15 protein-coding genes are annotated in these 16624 nt (G+C 60.3%); 1 reads left to right on the top strand and 14 read right to left on the bottom strand.

The window, feature by feature from the left end; translation table 11 throughout:
* Positions 1-364: 364 nt before the first annotated feature.
* Complete coding sequence (locus tag PH552_RS03175) at positions 365-2449, top strand: phospholipase D-like domain-containing protein (RefSeq protein WP_285165473.1); 2085 nt, start codon at positions 365-367, stop codon at positions 2447-2449.
* 651 nt (positions 2450-3100) lie between these two features.
* Here PH552_RS03175 and PH552_RS03170 read toward each other — a convergent pair.
* The 14 genes from PH552_RS03170 to PH552_RS03105 all read right to left on the bottom strand — a co-directional run bounded on the left by PH552_RS03170 (position 3101) and on the right by PH552_RS03105 (position 16476).
* The gene (locus tag PH552_RS03170) at positions 3101-3439 is read right to left on the bottom strand and encodes a hypothetical protein (RefSeq protein WP_112345830.1); all 339 of its coding nucleotides are present in this window, start codon (positions 3437-3439) and stop codon (positions 3101-3103) included.
* Positions 3440-3710: 271 nt separating this feature from the next.
* On the bottom strand, positions 3711-4355 hold the full coding sequence (locus PH552_RS03165; RefSeq protein ID WP_432422053.1) for a flavin reductase family protein: 645 nt from the start codon (positions 4353-4355) through the stop codon (positions 3711-3713).
* A 216-nt stretch (positions 4356-4571) separates the two neighbouring features.
* Positions 4572-5957 (bottom strand): amidase, encoded by a 1386-nt coding sequence (locus PH552_RS03160; protein ID WP_113248795.1) that lies wholly within the window; start codon positions 5955-5957, stop codon positions 4572-4574.
* 17 nt (positions 5958-5974) lie between these two features.
* On the bottom strand, positions 5975-7192 hold the full coding sequence (locus PH552_RS03155; protein ID WP_113248794.1) for an ABC transporter substrate-binding protein: 1218 nt from the start codon (positions 7190-7192) through the stop codon (positions 5975-5977).
* A gap of 16 nt (positions 7193-7208) precedes the next feature.
* Positions 7209-8267 (bottom strand): CobW family GTP-binding protein, encoded by a 1059-nt coding sequence (locus PH552_RS03150; protein WP_285165471.1) that lies wholly within the window; start codon positions 8265-8267, stop codon positions 7209-7211.
* Complete coding sequence (locus tag PH552_RS03145; RefSeq protein ID WP_113248792.1) at positions 8257-8589, bottom strand: hypothetical protein; 333 nt, start codon at positions 8587-8589, stop codon at positions 8257-8259. Before PH552_RS03145 ends, PH552_RS03150 begins: the two co-directional genes overlap by 11 nt.
* A gap of 45 nt (positions 8590-8634) precedes the next feature.
* Entirely contained in the window at positions 8635-9516 is an 882-nt protein-coding gene (locus PH552_RS03140; RefSeq protein ID WP_113248791.1) for a polysaccharide deacetylase family protein, read from the bottom strand.
* Positions 9517-9549: 33 nt separating this feature from the next.
* Positions 9550-10653, bottom strand: a complete 1104-nt coding sequence (locus PH552_RS03135; RefSeq protein ID WP_113248790.1) for an ABC transporter ATP-binding protein — start codon at positions 10651-10653, stop codon at positions 9550-9552.
* A 78-nt stretch (positions 10654-10731) separates the two neighbouring features.
* Positions 10732-11964: an ABC transporter substrate-binding protein gene (locus PH552_RS03130; protein WP_112345838.1), complete on the bottom strand. Its 1233-nt coding sequence runs from the start codon at positions 11962-11964 to the stop codon at positions 10732-10734.
* A gap of 97 nt (positions 11965-12061) precedes the next feature.
* Positions 12062-12829, bottom strand: a complete 768-nt coding sequence (locus PH552_RS03125; RefSeq protein WP_113248789.1) for an SDR family NAD(P)-dependent oxidoreductase — start codon at positions 12827-12829, stop codon at positions 12062-12064.
* Between the two features lie 13 nt (positions 12830-12842).
* Positions 12843-13607, bottom strand: coding sequence for an SDR family NAD(P)-dependent oxidoreductase (locus PH552_RS03120; protein WP_113248788.1), 765 nt, complete (start codon positions 13605-13607; stop codon positions 12843-12845).
* Positions 13607-14452 carry an ABC transporter permease gene (locus tag PH552_RS03115; protein ID WP_113248787.1) on the bottom strand — a complete coding sequence of 282 codons (846 nt, stop codon included), beginning with the start codon at positions 14450-14452 and terminating at the stop codon, positions 13607-13609. The genes PH552_RS03120 and PH552_RS03115 overlap by 1 nt, the downstream gene beginning before the upstream one ends.
* Positions 14453-14454: 2 nt before the next feature.
* Positions 14455-15354, bottom strand: a complete 900-nt coding sequence (locus PH552_RS03110) for an ABC transporter permease (RefSeq protein ID WP_113248786.1) — start codon at positions 15352-15354, stop codon at positions 14455-14457.
* Positions 15355-15402: 48 nt separating this feature from the next.
* The gene (locus PH552_RS03105; RefSeq protein WP_113248785.1) at positions 15403-16476 is read right to left on the bottom strand and encodes an ABC transporter ATP-binding protein; all 1074 of its coding nucleotides are present in this window, start codon (positions 16474-16476) and stop codon (positions 15403-15405) included.
* Between the last annotated feature and the right edge of the window lie 148 nt (positions 16477-16624).

The raw sequence follows: 16624 nt of genomic DNA, 5'->3' as shown, positions 1-16624 counted from the left end.
CGCTCTTCGCGAGCAACACCGTTTCATACCATTGCCACACCTCAGAGGTATAATATTCACACTCGACTACGCCCGGAGCGTCGCTCTGGAATGTAGGTTCTTGCAACCCTAGCAGGGTAAGATAATATAGTATTACGCGAAGTTCTCGCGCACGCCTGTATCCTTCGGGTCCGCTTCCACGATCACCGTGTTGCGGCCTGGATCATTGCATAACCGATCACGCCAAGCAGATCTGTTTGCATCGACAGCCTGCCGCTGAATCCGGCGAGACACCCTATCTGAAATTTTCGAGGCCGATCTTCCCGATGGGAAGTTGGCTTCCATCAGACGAACAACGCATCGGCTCGCATCATTGGGGGGAACAATGGGCAAACTGACGAGAGCGCATGCATGGTGTAATGGCGAGGTTGCCTATGTCGCATGGGCGGCCGACGGTCCGATCGCCGGCTGCATCGGCTTCATGGTGACCAGGGTCCATGAGACCGGACAGGATGCCGGCACAAAACGAATTCTGCCAACCTGGATCGCTTTCACCGACCAATCCAATCCCGATTGGCTGGAGCAGGACAGTTCGGTCTGGCCAATTCAGCAATATCAGTGGCGAGACCTGACGCTGAGACGATCACGCAACACCGCCGAGGTCCAGCCGATAGACTTCAAGGTCCATTACGAGGTGGTCCCGGTCGGTTTGGCTGGTAAGGCAGAAGACAAGTTGCCGCCTTCGGCGACCGCACCTTACCTCGATGAACAGGGCAAGCCGCGTTACGTCGGACCACAAAAAGCGCTGTTCGCGCTGGGACCAGCGATTTCGACGCCGACAATCGATGTCACCCATGATTTTCCATCCGGAGGCTCGATCAAGGCGACCTTCACGAACGGAATTCTTTCAACCCAGAATCTTTTGCGCCAGCTCGAAGAGATCCAGGGCAAGAAACCGCAGGCGGTAGCCGCCGGCCCGATCGACAATGGCAAGGCCAAGGGTATCTTGGCGACGCTCAAGAAACATATCCCGATCAAGAACGACAAGATCCGTCTCTTCCTGACCGCCGACGTTTTGAGTTTCCTTTTGCATCTGATCGACCGGACAGAGCAGTCCGCGACCGGCGAACTGTATCTGGCGCTCTATGAGCTTCATGACCCCGAGTTGATCGACCGCCTGGAAGCCCTCGTCAAGAAAGGCAAAGCTCGCGTCATCCTCTCCACGGCGAGCTCAGCTGATGTGAATCCGAAGGGCGCGCCGCCTCCGAAGCAGCCGATTGTGTGGGACGTGGAAAACTACCCTGCACGTCTGCGCCTGCATGCGGCCAACAGCTCGAACGTCCACGACCGTCTTTTCAATAATGACGATCATATCGGTCACAACAAGTTCGCAGTCTTCGTCGAAAACGGCAAACCTCAAACCGTTATGACAGGCAGCACCAACTGGACCGAAACCGGCCTCTGCACGCAGTCGAACAACGTGATCCTGCTTGATGACGAGGCGATTGCCCAGCGATATCTGGGTTTCTGGAACGACCTTCTGGCCGACCAACAGCCCGCAGGAGTGCCGCTGACCGCAAAGGCAGGCAGAAAAACCGCAACAGGATTTGCCGCAAACAAAGCGGTGCAGTCAGATACGCTTCGATCCGCCAACGCGAAACTCAAGCCGGAGATCGCCGTTGCCGGCGGGTCGAAAGTCGAGATCTTCTTCTCTCCGAACACCAAGGAACCAACCAAGGATAAAAATTCACCGACGCCAATTGATCTCGCCCGAGTGTATTCGCTCATGGAGCACGCAAGCAATGCAATCTTCTTCCTGACGTTTTATCCCGGTGTTCGAGGCGAGCAGAATATCGTCGGCACTGCGGCCGATCTGGCGGCGAAACGGCCCGAGCTCCTCGTGCAGGGGGCAATCAGCAATCCGAAAGCTCTGCCACCGGCCAAAACCGGCACGCCAACCACCTACAAGACACCCTCCGGGGAAGAGAAGAAACTTCCGCAACCATCCATCTGGTGGCCAGGGGGCGATGATAGCCGGGTTGCGATGATCCGTGCCTCCGCGGTGACAATCCGAACGGGAGACCTTCGTCCTGAGCTTCTCAGCGCAGGCCATGCAATCATCCACGACAAGATCATTGTCATCGATCCATTGCATCCGACCAATTGCACGGTGATCACCGGCAGCCACAATCTCGGATACAAAGCATCCTACCAGAATGACGAGAACTTACTCATCATCCGCGGCAACCAGGCGCTCGCGATCGCTTACGCCGTTCATGTCCTCGACACCTATGATCACTATGTCATGCGCGCGAGGTTGGAGGACGAAAGACGCAAGGCGCTGATTGCGACTGGAAAAGAACCGGTTTCCAACTCCGGGGGCTTCCTTCGCCTGAATGATCAGTGGCAGTCACGCTGGTTCGCTCCCGGCGGCCCGCCGTCCAGCCGCAACTACTTCCTTGGCATTTGACGAGGGGAGATCGGACGAGCTTGAAACTACTCCGCCCGCCGATGCCGTCGACGAGCCAGGTTCGATATTGCAGCCCCTTGCATCAGCAACATCGAGCGCCGGGGAATTGCCGGGAAAGAATCCGGGAGATTGTGTTCCGGCACGACAACGCGACGCGGCGTTACATCGACTTCCTCGCATTCAGGTTTAGATCCCGCTACACCTAAGTATAGTGGTTCTCAAAACGTTCCAGCGCTACTTTGAGCATTGCCTCCCCGTCCGAAGGCGAACGGCCCTCCCGGTCGTTCAGCTTCGATGTCCTCCCCTCCATCGAAGTCGGCGGACCCGGTCCGTCCAAGACCGTCCCCTTGTCCAAGGGGACGGTCTTTTCCACATTAAGGCACGGCGCAGTATATCGCCGGCCGGGCGTCAGCTCGGTCGATCGGATCGTTGGGGATACATTTCGCTTGAAATTACCGGACGTCAGCGGCCAGATTTCAACTGAAACGGGAGGGAACGCCGTCTCATTATTTTGACGATCAAGTGAGAATGTCACAGGCAGTGAGTGACAATTGGTCAATCTGAACTTCCTGTGCACGACTAAAGGCGGTACGAGGCATCGTCCGATCGAGATTTCAAAAGGCGTGATCTCTCACGCCTCTGGCGTCGCTATTACCGGTCGTCTTCGCCGGGTCCCAAAACGCATGTGGGCACGTAGCAGTTCTCGAGATTTGGAACCAGGCGGGACTGGAGCTCTTCGCCTGGATCGCATTTGCTGTCTGAACTTACATAGCGGATATAAAGGTCCAACTCCGGCTGCCGCCTATCGCTATAGTGATACAAATAGGCTCCGTCCGAGTTGATCGCCTGCTTTAGCCCGGCACACGTTTGGCCAGCGAACGCCGCCGGCGCCAACCCTACTGTTGCGATGATCACGATTGCAACACGCGATGCAGCCGAAATGGCCGTCATGGAAAGGCTTCGGTCATGACTGTGGTGATTGTAGGTCATCTCTCAATATCCTTCGTTGATTGACGAGATAACAGTAGGACAGATTGAGTAATCGCCACTATCGAACATTCGTTTATGCCACGCTAGACCATGGTATTATAGTATAGTTTCACTATATGACCGAGATGGTGTCGCCCCGGCGCAAGCCCGGCGACCTGCCGAGCTGCAAGCTCGCAGCGCAGCCAATACCCGGCGATTCCGCGCATAGTTGAATGAGAGCGGTTCGGAGATTCGGTGAAAAACTGAAGTGCTCTACCAGCCATCGCTCGATCTACAATTTGGGCGTCAGCATGTCGAAACGATCCCGGATCGTGGAACAGGTGTCGCCGCCCAATCGTGCTATAGCGTCGATCGTTCCGGGATCAACGTGCAGTCGGTTGTCGACCGCCCCCTCACGATAATGGGCATAGACGATCTCGCCCATGATGATCTGGCGCGACTTGCCGAGCTCCAGCGTCACATGTCGTTTGCATTCAAACGATGCCGGCGCTTCGGCGATCCAAGGTGATGCGACTTTCGTGCCGGGCATGGCCGTCAGTCCGGCCTGCTGCAACTCATCGACGCCACGCGGATATTTGGCCCCGCAAACATGCATGGCCTCGGCAATCGCGAAGGAGACGATGTTGACTGTGAAGACCTCGGTCATTCGGATATTGTGGCCCGTGTCCTTGAACGACATGTCCGGATTGTTCTCGACGCCAAGCGCAAGGATCGGCGGATCGGCGGACAGGCAATTGAAGAAACTGAACGGCGCGGCATTGATGCGACCATTTTCGTCCACCGTGGTCACAAGCGCGATCGGTCGCGGGATGATCGTGCCGATCATTAGCTTGTAACGATCATGGGCGCTCAACGTTGTGAAGTCGAACGAGACCACCCCGCCGTTTGCAGGTTTCTCAGCAGAAATTGCCGACATGTTCAGTGTCCTCTTATTCGGGCAGCATAGGGCGCGAGCAGATCGCAGATGTCCCGTTGCGGTTTCGCTAATCCTGACGGAAGCTGTGAAGGCGGATGTTGCTCAGAAGCAATGGCCGCGGCGATCGCGGCTTGTACCACCAAGACTGAACACATCACAGCTGGAGCGACGATCGCGACGTATCGCACCACGGTCGTCCCGGCGCCAGTTGTTTCATTAGTATATCTTTGAACGGTCTACAGTCGTTATTGCCTCTTCCAGCGCCAGAGCGGCCCCCAGCAATCGTTCATCGTGGTTCTTGGGAGCCGACAGCAGGAAGCCGACCGGCATGCCTGCTTCACCCGTGCCGCAAGGCAGGGAGACGCCGCACCAATCGAGGAAATTGCCGATTGCCGTGTTGCGCAGCGTTCTGCCATTGATCTTTACGAACAGCTCGTCATCGGCTTCCAGGGGGCCAAGCGCTGGCGCAACATGGGCAACCGTCGGATAGGCGACGAACTCGTTCGGCCCAAGCGTTGCGGCAACCTCCTTCACCAATTGCTCGCGCACCTTGAGCGTTTCCAGATAGCCGACCAGCGTCGTCTTCTCTCCAAGGCGTGTCCGCGCGACGACACGCCGATCCATGGAAGCGGCTTCCGGTCCTGCCAGACGGCGGTGATGCAGCACGAAGGCCTCGGCAGTAACCAGCGGCCCATACTCGGCCATCAGCTCAAAGAGCCTTTCGAAAGCTGGAAAGGCAACTCGCCGGATCTTAACACCAGCGGCACTCAATCTTGCCAGTGTCGCCTCGAAAGCTGCAAGAACACCATCCTGCGCATCATCCATGACGATATTTGTCGGGACCACGATGGAAAGCCCGGCGGCTTCGGCGTGCTCCACCTCGGGGACAAAGCGCCCACGCATTGCGGCATCGATCCAGATCGCATCCTGGACGCTGCGGCACAGCGGACCGAGCGAGTCGAGGCTCGTCGACAGCGGAAAGACCCCGCCCATGCTGTAGCGGCCATGGCTTGCCTTATAGCCGACAAGGCCGTTGAAAGCAGCCGGTATGCGCACCGAGCCGCCCGTGTCCGTGCCGATCGCGACCGGCACGAGACCTGCCGCAACCGCGACGGCAGACCCCGAGGACGAACCGCCCGGAATCCGCGCGGCGTCTGTTGCCAGCGGGTTTAGCGGCGTGCCGTAATGCGGATTGAGGCCGAGGCCGGAAAAGGCGAACTCGCTCATATTGACCCGGCCGACGGCGATCATGCCGGCAGCCTTCAACGCCTTGACGACCTCGGCATCGCCCTGAGCGGGCTCTGCATCCGCAAGCACGATCGACCCGGCCGTGGTCGGCAGGCCGGCGATTGCAAACAAATCCTTCCAGGCGACCGGAATACCATCCAGCAGCCCGCGCGAACGCCCCTCACGCAGCCGTCGGGACGAAGCCGCCGCCTCTTCCTTCGCGCGCGTTTCCAACAGTCGTGTGAAGATCGCCTGATCCTTGTAGGTCCGGATCGCGTCGAGGGTCTCCTCGGCCAGCGCGACCGGATCGAGACTGCCGGACTGGATCAGGACCGAGAGCTGCGCGATCGATTTGCCGAGATGTGTCTGCGTCATAGTCCCTGCTCTCCTTCTCAGCCGACTAGCTGCATCCAGCGGCGAACGAGATAATTGTGCTCATCCATTGTCGTATTCCAGACGGCAATGCAATTGGCACGCTGCCAATAGGATCCACCGCTGCGTACGGAATCTTTTTTGATCCGGATCTGACCGTCGGGACCGGGCAGGTCTTCCGTCGCTGCGGCACCTTCATACCAGTAGTCCCATTCAGCCTGCGTCATGAACTGGCGCGAGCGCTGCGGCGTCGAAATGTAATAGCCCTGCCGCGCCACGACGGCACCCGGCCAGCCCGATATCCACCAGTTCAGATAATCGTAGGCGACATCGAGAAGACGACCGCTCAAGTGTTTCGAAAGGCACAAGCCGCCATGCCAGGCGCGATAGCCTTCGGCGGGCACCGCCTGCTCGACCGGCACGCCCTTCGAGTTCAGGATACCGATGCCGGGCGACCACATGCTCTGGACGCTGGTCTCGCCAGCGATCATCAGCCGTGCCGCATCCTCGGCGGTCTTCCAGAAATCCCGGAAGAAGCCGGCCTTCTTGCGCTCCTCCAGGAGATCGATCAGCTGGTCGATCTCCTGAATGGACATATTGCCGATATCGTCGAAGGACATGAGGCCGGCCGCCTGCGCCGCCAGTGCCGCATCGAAGATGCCAATGGCAGGCTCGTCCACCAGCGCCACCCTGCCCGCCCAGCGCTCGTCGAAAAGCGCGCCCCAGGAATGCATCCCGATGCTATTGGGTGCCAGATCGGTCCGATAGGCGAAACTATCGAAATTATGCGTCGTCGGCAGCATCGAGATGAAGCGTGACGGCGTGTCGCCGAGAGCGAGGTTCGGCTGCACGAAGAGCTTTTTCGCCGGCACATCGCCAAGTCCCATTCGCGGATTGGGGCCGATATGGCCGGTCTTCGTGAGATCATTGACCTCATCCCAAAGCACGATGCGCTGGGTGTCCACAGGCTGGATTGCGCGCCAATGCCAGACGATATCGAGATTGTGGAAGCACTGGTCGTAGATATCGTAGGTTTCCGGCTCGCGGGCCGCCTTGTACTGCGTTGTCAGGAAGTCGTTATTGTCGAAGGTGACATCGATGCCGAGATCGTCCTGCGCGCGCAGGCGCAGTTCCTCGAGCAGCGAAATCGCGGTGCCGAGCACACGCAGGCGCGGCCGGCCCTTCAGATGCAGGGCGGGAGCGGACATGCTTTTAGCGACGGATTCATGCTTGTTCATAAAGACACCGATTGTCTCATCGCGCCGCAGCGATCGGGTAAGGCGCGGCAGGTACGTGCGCCAGTGTGAAGGCTTCGAAAGAGCGTTTCAAGAGAGTGCCGTCGAGCCCATCCAGGATGAAGACCAGCCGCGAAATGCGGTCTTCCGAGGGCCATCCATCCATATGCACCGGCGTGTGAACCAGATGCTGGACACCATGAACCGCAACCGGGCGCTCCTCGCCGCTGAGATTGAGGATGCCCTTTACCCGCAACACACGCTCCCCATGGCGATTGAGGAGCATGGTCAGCCAGAGCCCGAAAGCGGTCCAATCGACAGGCCTGTCTATGACGAGCGAAATCGAGGAAATGGCGGCCTGATGCGGAGTGCCGTCCGATGAGACGAGCTGCACCGGGTCCTCGCAGTAAAAACCGCTTTGCGATAGACTGCTTGTTGAGACGTTGCTCCGGGCCGCGACGAGCGAGGAGAGATCGAGATCCGGATCGGCCGCGATCAGGATCGGGGCATCGGGATTGAGCGTTCGAAGGCGAGCTTGGAGGTCGTCTTCGCTACGATCCACCTCAAGATCCGTCTTGGTGACGATCAACCGGTCCGCAATCGCCGCCTGCCTGTTGGATTCGATATAGGTGTCAAGCTGGTGCAGCCCATTCACCGCGTCGACGGTCGTAATGACGTTGCCGGCGCAGAAGTGATGACGAAGGACCGGATCGGCCTTTATCGTCGAGAGCACGGGGAAAGGATCGGCAAGGCCGGTGCTTTCGATGATGACGCGCTGGAATGGTGGCAGCAGCCCGCGCTCGCGGCGGGAGTAGAGTTCCTTGAGTGCTGTGGCAAGGTCGTCTCGCACCGTGCAGCAGACGCAGCCGGAGCGCAGCAGCACCATCTCGCCCTCGACGCTTTCGACGCTTTCGACGAGATCATGGTCCAGCCCGATCTCGCCAAATTCGTTGATGAGCACGGCGGTATCGGCGAAGGCCGCATCCGCCAGGATGCGCTTGAGCAGTGTCGTCTTGCCGGAACCGAGAAAGCCAGTCAAAAGATTGACCGGCAGAAAGCCACCCACCTCAATCGACATGCCGCGCCTCCATCCGGGCGATGAAGGTGACGTCGAGCGGATCGCAAGGCCGGCCGACGAGCCTTTCGGCCGCCGGCCAGAGATGACCGAGATCCTCGATGACCTCGCTCCTGCCCGTTCTGGTCGACAAGACGAAGGATGCGCCCTGCCAATCGGAGAGGACAAGGCCGAAGCCCGAGAGCATCTCATTGGCGGCGCGCACGCGCTCGGCACGCTCACGCCGCCGGTCAAAGCTGGCATGATTGCGCGTGAACACACCTGGCCGTGCCGCGGCATCCGTCCAATGCTCATTGCCGCCGAGCACGCCACACAGTGAACACATGGCAATCGCCTCCAACCTGATGCTTCGATACTTCAGCCTAGCCGGCTATTTCTTGCGCGGAAAGCGGACTGCGAAATCGTCGGCAATCTCATTCATCGTAACGAACTTGACGCCGGGATGCTTGACCATATGCGCATAGAGCCGCTCCAGCATCATCAGCACCTGCGGCCGGCCGGCGACGTCGGGATGGATGGTGATCGGGAAGACGGCATAATCCATCTCGCGATAGACCCAGTCGAACTGGTCACGCCACATCTGCTCGATGTGATGCGGATTGACGAAGCCATGACTGTTCGGTGATTTCTTGATGAACATCATCGGCGGCAGGTCGTCGAGGTACCACGAGGCCGGGATTTCGATCAGATCGGTCTCCTGGCCGCGTTTCAGCGGCACCATCCAGTCCGACGGCTTGCGGGAATAGTCGATCTTCGTCCAACTATCACCGACACGAACATAATAGGGCGTGAAGTCATTGTGCATCAGCGAGTGATCGTACTTGATGCCGCGCTCCAGAAGCAGCTCGTTCGTCACGTTGGAGAATTCCCACCACGGTGCGACGTAACCGGTCGGGCGCTTGCCGGACAGCTTGGTGACCAGCTCGATGCACTTGTCGAGGATTTCCGTCTCCTGCTCGCGCGTCATGGCGATCGGATTTTCATGGCTATAGCCGTGGATGCCGATTTCATGGCCGGCATCGGCCACAGCCTGCATCTGCTCGGGAAAGGTCTCGATGGAGTGGCCGGGAATGAACCAAGTCGTCTTGATGCCGAAGCGCTCGAAGAGCTTCACTAGCCGCGGGCTGCCGACTTCGCCGGCAAAAAGGCCGCGCGAGATATCATCGGGCGAATCCTCGCCGCCATAAGAGCCGAGCCAGCCGGCCACGGCATCAACGTCGACGCCAAAACTGCACAAGATTTCCTTCGCCATGGGATGACCTCCTTCAATTTGAGTTTTCTGTAATCAGTGAGCCGGGATGACGGTCGCGTCGGCCGGATCCCAGGTAAGCATGACCTCGGCGCCTAAGGGAAAGGCGCCGGACCGGTATTTGTCGACATGGGCTTCCAGCGCCAGGCCTCGGCCGTCGGGCAGGCTGATGCCGATCTGCGAGATATGGCCGACCACGTCGAAGCGCTCGACACGTGCGCCGACCACATTGCCGCCGAAAGTTCGGGCGAGATTTTCGCGCGCCGAGCCGCCCGCCGCATGAACCTCGATCGCCTCCGAGGGGATGACGATGTTGACCTTGCTGGAGGGGCCGCCATTGGCACAGCCCGACAGCGTGCCGAAGGATGTCGAGACAAAAGTGTTGTCGGCCTGTGTGCCGGCAACTTCACCTTCGAAGATGGTGTTGCGGCCGATGAACTGCGCCACGAAAGGCGTATTCGGACGCGTATAAAGCTGAGCCGGCGGACTGATCTGCTCCACCCTGCCCTGGTTCATGACGACGATGCGGTCGGACAGCGCCAGCGCCTCCGACTGGGCATGCGTGACGAAGACGAAGGTCACGCCGAGCTTCTTCTGCAGCAGCTTCAACTCATTCTGGATCGCCTTGCGCAGATTGGCATCCAAAGCACCCAGCGGCTCGTCGAGAAGCAGCACATCCGGCTCGACCACGAGGCCGCGGGCAAGCGCGATGCGCTGGCGCTGGCCGCCGGAAAGCTTGTCCGGCTTGCGCTCGGCTATATCCTCCAGCCCGAGGGTCGCGAGAATACGATCGACCCGGGCATCCCGTTCGGCCTTCGCCATGCCCTTGACCTCAAGACCGTATCCAACATTGCGCCGCACGGTCATATGCGGGAACAAAGCATAGTTCTGGAAGATCATCGATGTCGGCCGCTTCTGCGGCCGGACATCGTTCATGCGCTCGCCCTTGATCATCATGTCGCCAGAGGAAATGCTTTCAAAGCCTGCGATCATACGGAGCGTCGTCGTCTTGCCGCAGCCCGACGGGCCGAGGAAGGCGATGAACTCGCCCTTTTTGATCGATAGGTTGAAGTCGATGACGGCGGGCGTGCCATTGTCATAGACCTTGCCGACATCGATGAGTTCCAAATCATATATCACGAGAGATCTCCGGGCGTGGAGGAGGAGGCGGACATCGCCTCCCCGCGCGGCATAGGATGGCTGGCAGCAGCCATCGGATCAGGCATTGAGGAATTCATCCCATTTCTGGACGAGATGGTCGTATTCGTCCGGCCACTGGTGCCAGTAGGCGACGTTCTTGGCACGCTCCACCAGCGAGCCGCCGTCGCGCAGGTCGCCTTCCTTGATGCCGCGCTCGGCGGCGCCGACCCACGGCTTGCCCTCGTACCAGAAGGCATATTTGTCCGGCGCCATGACCTTCTGAATATTGGTCGACGGCGAATAATAGCCCTGTTCGGAAACGGTGATGCCGGGCTCGCCCGAAAGCCAGTAATCGGCATAGGCGATCACGGCTTCCTTGTTCGGCGTGCCAGCGATCATCGACGGGCCGATCGCCCAGCCGCGATAGCCTTCCTTCGGGACGGCATATTTGCACGCCTTGCCCTGAGCCTTGACCGCCATGACGGCCGGCTGCCAGGCGTCGCAGACGACCATCTCGCCCGATGCCATCAGATTGACCAGCTCGCCGAAGTCACCCCACAGCGCGCGGAACTGCCCGTCTTTCTTCTTGGAAACGAGGAACTTCGCCGCTTCGTCGATTTCGGCCGTGCTCGGATTGCCGGGATTCTTGACGTTCAGAAGGCCAAGCGTGTTCATCGCCATGATCGCCTGACCGAAAGCGATCAGCGGATCGGTGTTGAGGCCGGACTTGCCCTTGAACTTCGGATCGAAGATCGCCGCCCAGGTATTGGCTTCCTCGGCGGAGAGAACGTCCGGATTGTAGCCGATGGAATCATAATTATAGACCGCCGGCACCATGTTCAGCGTGGTCTTGGCATCATCGGCCCAGATCTGGCCGACGATCTGCTGCTTCGGCTCCCACTTGTCGGAAGGCGTGGTGAAGGTGTCGCGGATATTGGCCCAGTTCTTCAAGGAAGCGGCCGGAACCGGCTCGACATTGTTGGTCATGACGATCGACGGCAGGCGCTCGCCGATGATCTCCCAGCAATCGTAATCCTTGGAGCCGGAAAGGATCTTGGTTTGTGCATCCGGGAAGGTCGCTGCCGTGCCGGAGGTCTGCCCGACGCCGCTTGCCTTGCGAAAATTGTCGAGAATACGCTCCTGAACGGTGACCGAAAGGCCGATGGTGCGCAGCTGCTCCTTGGCAAGGTTGGCGGCTTGCGCGTAGGCCGCCCGCGACGACAGGAACGGCGTGCCGCCACCGATCGCGAGCGCCATCACGCCGGCGGAATGCTTCAACAGAGAGCGTCTGTTCATTTCCATTTTGGACATTTCTGTTCTCCAGTGCTGATTGCTGTTCCCTTGGCCCTTGCTGGACCTCTTTATTGCCGTATCGCCCTTCACCCGGTCGTTGCCGGGACGATGACGATCAGTACCGCCCCACGAGGAGGCCACCGTCCACGACCAGAACCTGGCCGGTCATGTATCTCGCGTCCTTCGAGGCGAGGAATGCGATCACGTCGGCGATGTCTTCCGGCTCGCCGAGCCGGCCCATCGGGATGAACTCGGCCGCCTTCTCCGCGCCGGCGGGGCCGAGCGAATTTTCTTCCGAAAGAAGCTGGGCGGTGCGGATATAGCCCGGTGCAATGCCGTTGACCCTGATGCCGTCCTTCGCCAGCTCGACGGCGAGCCCGCGCACCAGTCCGACGACCCCGGATTTCGCCGCCGAATAATGGACATGCTCGTCCCAGCCATAGGCGACGCCCATGATCGAGGAGAGTGCGACGATGCTGCCCGATCCGCGGGCTCGCATGCCCGGTACGGCGGCACGCACCAGCTTGAAGATGCCCTTCAGGTCGACATCCATGGTCAGGTCCCACTTGTCATCGGTGAGCTTGTCGAGGGGCGTGCGATGGGCGATGCCGGCATTGGCGACGATGACGTCGATCTTGCCGAAGCGTGCCTCGACATTGGCGACAAGCCGGTTCGCGGTATCCGTCGAGCGGACGTCGTAGAGATGGAATTCGGCAGAGCCGCCAGCGGCGAGAATATCGCGAACGGTCTGCTCGCCTTCCTTCTCGAGGATGTCGGTGACGACGACATGGTCGCCGAGCGCTGCAAATGCCTTTGCTGTCGCCTGGCCGATACCGATGCCCGCCCCCGTGACGATGACGATCCGCTTTTCCACACTGTCCATCTGCTTGTCTCCCTCAGAGCATCACATCGCCGGAATTCGGCCCGAGCGTCTGGCCGACGAAAAGGCTCGCTGCCGGCGAGGCCAGAAACGCCACGGTCGCCGCCACCTCTTCCGGTTCGCCGAAGCGGCCGAGCGGCAATTCGCGCTTCTTGCGTTCGCGCCATTCTTCGGAAAGACCGCGCACCAGCGGCGTGTTGATTGGTCCCGGCGCTACGGCGTTGACCCGCACCCCGCGGCTGGAAACCTCACGGGCAAGTGCCTTGGTCATGCCGATAATCGCGGCCTTGGCGCCGGAATAATGAACCAGCTCGATGCCGCCGATCTGCCCCAGTTGGGAGGCGACGTTGACGATCACGCCCTCGCCGCGTGCCAGCATCGACGGCATGACGGCCTTGGTCATCAGGAAGGTGCCGCGCACATGCACCGCAAACATCCGGTCGAAATCCTCCAGATCGAGGTTCTCGAATGCCGCCTGATGCGCAATGCCGGCATTGTTGACGAGAAGGGCGACGTCGCCGTGCGAGCCCTTGGCAGCCGCATGGATCGCCGCCACATCCTCCGGCCGCGCCACATCACCGGCGACCGCCGCCGCCGCACCGCCCGCCTTGGTGATTTCCGAGGCGACAGCCTCGGCCCGCTCGCCCGAGAGATCGTTGACCAGAACCGCACAGCCGTCGGCGGCAAGGCGCAGCGCAATGGCGCGCCCGATCCCGGAGCCGGCACCGGTGACGATGGCAGAGAGGGGGGCGGAGATCAGGGCGGAAGCCTTCTCAGCCATCATGCATCCTCCTGAATGCGGACACGCTTGGCGCGCCTGACCGACAGACCCATCAGGATCGCGTAGGTGCCGAGGAGCGCGAAGGAAAACAGCGTCGTCAGCACCCCGAAGGCGAAGACGTTCGGATGTACCTCGACGGAGAAGGTGCCGTAGATCGCAAGCGGCAGCGTCAGCTCGCGGCCGGAGGCAAACAGGGTGCGCGAGAACTCGTCATAGGAGAGCGTGAAGGCGAAGAGCATGGCCGAAAGCACGCCCGGGAAGATCAGCGGAAACGTGATCTTGCGGAAGGTGCGCGCCGGCGTGACGCCGAGCGACCATGAGGCCTCCTCCATGCTCGGATCGAACCTATTGAAAATGGCGAGCATGACGAGGAAGGCGAAGGGGAAGGTGTAGACGACGTGCAGGACGAAGGCGGTGCTCCACCAGTGACGGTCGATGCCGAAGGCATTGGCGACAAGCGCCATGCCGAGGCCGACGAGCACGCCCGGGACCATCATGCCGAGAACGATCAGATAGAACGCGACGCCCGAACCGCGGAACTTACGGCGAAAGGCCTGGGCAGACATGACGCCGAGCACCGTCGAGACGATCATGGTCATCAGCGCTAGAAAAAGCGAGCGGATCAGCGCCTGGTCGATCGGCAGGGGCGCGATACGCGACGGCGGCGTCAGGCCGAAGAGATGCCGGTACCAGTAGGTGGACCATTCGATGATCGGAAATTGCGGACCGCCCTCCGGTCCGGTCTGGAACGACAGGATCGCCAGGACGACGAGCGGTCCGTAGAGGAAGATCAAGAATAGGGTCGTATAGACGCCCAGGCCAAGCTTGATGCCGCCGGCATTCATGATCAGAGCTCCTTTCTGAGGTCGACGACCTTGAGCAGGGCTGCGACAACAGCGCCCATGACGATCGTCAGGACAACGCCTGCGACCGCGGCAAAGGCCCATTTCAGCGAGCCGACCTGGGTGACGATGATGTTGCCGAGCAGATTGACCTTGCGGCCGGACAGGGCAGCGGACGTTGCGAACTCACCGAGAACCATGACGGAGACGAAGATCGCGCCGACGACCACGCCCGGCATGGACAACGGCAGTATGATGGTGCGGAAGATGCGCCAGAAGCCGGCACCGAGATCCTGCGCTGCCTCGATGACCGAGGCGTCGATGCGGCCCATCATGAAGGCGATCGGCCCGACCATGAAGACGCAGTAGATCTGCGTCATGCCGATGATGACGGACAGTTCCGAAAACAGCAGCACCTCTATCGGCTGCTGCACGATGCCGAGCTTCATCAGGATCATATTGATGGCGCCTTCGGTGCCGAGCATCGGCCGCCAGGCGAGCACACGGATCAGGAAGGAGGTCCAGAACGGGATGACGCAGAGCACGAGCAACACGGTCTGCAGCGTCTTGTTCTTGATGAGAAGCCCGACGAAGAGCGCCGCCGGATAGCCGACGACGAGCGTCGATACCAGCACCAGAAGCCAGATGCGGATCGTCGTCCAGAGCGCGCCGAGATAGGTGGGGCTCGTCAGGAAGCTGACCCAGCTCTGCAAGGTCAGCGTCGGCTCGATCTTGAAGGTCGTCTGCGTCCAGAAGGAAACATAGACCATCATCAGCATCGGCAGGACGAGGAAGGCAATCATCCAGATCATGCCCGGCGCCAGAAGCCAGAATGTCTTGCTCGATCTCCGGCGCACGGTTGCGCCTTGCTGCACGGCTTCCTCGCTTGTCGCAGCCATGGTCATGTCTCGCTCTCCTTGGAAGGGCCGGCGGAAGGGTTGGAAAAAGTCACATCAGCCGAAGACAAGGGCATCCTCCTTCTTCCAGACGAGCGCATAGCGATCCTTTTCGACAAAGGCCGGCGGGCGGGCATGGCTCAGATGGGATTCGACCTCGAAGACCTGCCCGTCATCGAGCGCGAAGAAGGAATTGACCGCCGCACCGGAATATTCGCTGGCGATGAAATCACCCTCGATGCGCACCTCGTCATTCGATAGCGCGGCATCGCGGGCGCGGATCGAAATACGGTCGTAGCGGATCGCATAGGCCGGTTGCAGGGCTTTCCTGCGCGATGCATTCAGTGGAAACCGGCCCGCCGGTGCGACGAAAGCATCGTTGGCGATATCGCCGGTAAAGAGGTTGTAGCAATTGAGAAAGCGGGCGACCGAGGCCGTTGCCGGGCTATTGTAGACCACATCCGAGGCGGCCGCCTGCGCGATGCGGCCGCGATCGAGCACGAGGACCAGATCCCCCATCGCCAAGGCTTCGCTCTCGCTGCCGGTGACATGCAGGAAGGTCACGCCGCAGCGTTCGCGGATGATCTTGAGTTCGCTGCGCATACGGCCGCGCAGATTGGCGTCGAGCGCGCCGAGCGGCTCGTCCAGCAGCACCATCTTCGGCTCCGTCACCAATGTGCGTGCCAGAGCGACGCGTTGGCGCTGTCCGCCCGAGATCTGCGTGACGGCGCGGTCGTCCAATCCCTTGAGGCCGACCAGCGACAGCATGTCCTGAACCCGCTTTGCCAGCACGCGCGCATCCGTCACCGGATCGACCTTGCGATTGCGCAGGCCGAAGGCAACGTTCTCGGCAACGGAAAGATGCGGAAACAGAGCGAAGTTCTGAAAAACGAAGCCGATGCCGCGATCATGCGGCTCGACGCCATCAAGCCGTTTGCCATGGAAGAGGATCGAGCCGGCATCCGGCTCCTCGAAGCCGGCGATGACGCGCAGCAGCGTCGTCTTGCCCGAGCCGCTCGGGCCTAGCAGCGAGATATAGGCATTGTCGGGCAGAGAGAAATCTATCCTGTCCAACGCGGGCGCCGCGCCATAGGACTTGGTGACTTGGCTGAGCTGAAGAACGGTCGACACCGAATTCCCACCAGTTTCAAGGCAAGGACCATCCTTCGGGCAGAGCTCCGCCTTCGCCTGGATCGCATCGATCCGGACGTTCAGACGTCGACCTGCGTTCGCGCATGATCACATGCGCGTCAAAGAGATGTTCCTTGGCGTTTCAAAG

Source organism: Rhizobium aureum (assembly GCF_030182495.1).
Lineage (GTDB): Bacteria > Pseudomonadota > Alphaproteobacteria > Rhizobiales > Rhizobiaceae > Rhizobium > Rhizobium tropici_C.
This window is presented reverse-complemented; position numbering and strand designations above follow the sequence as displayed.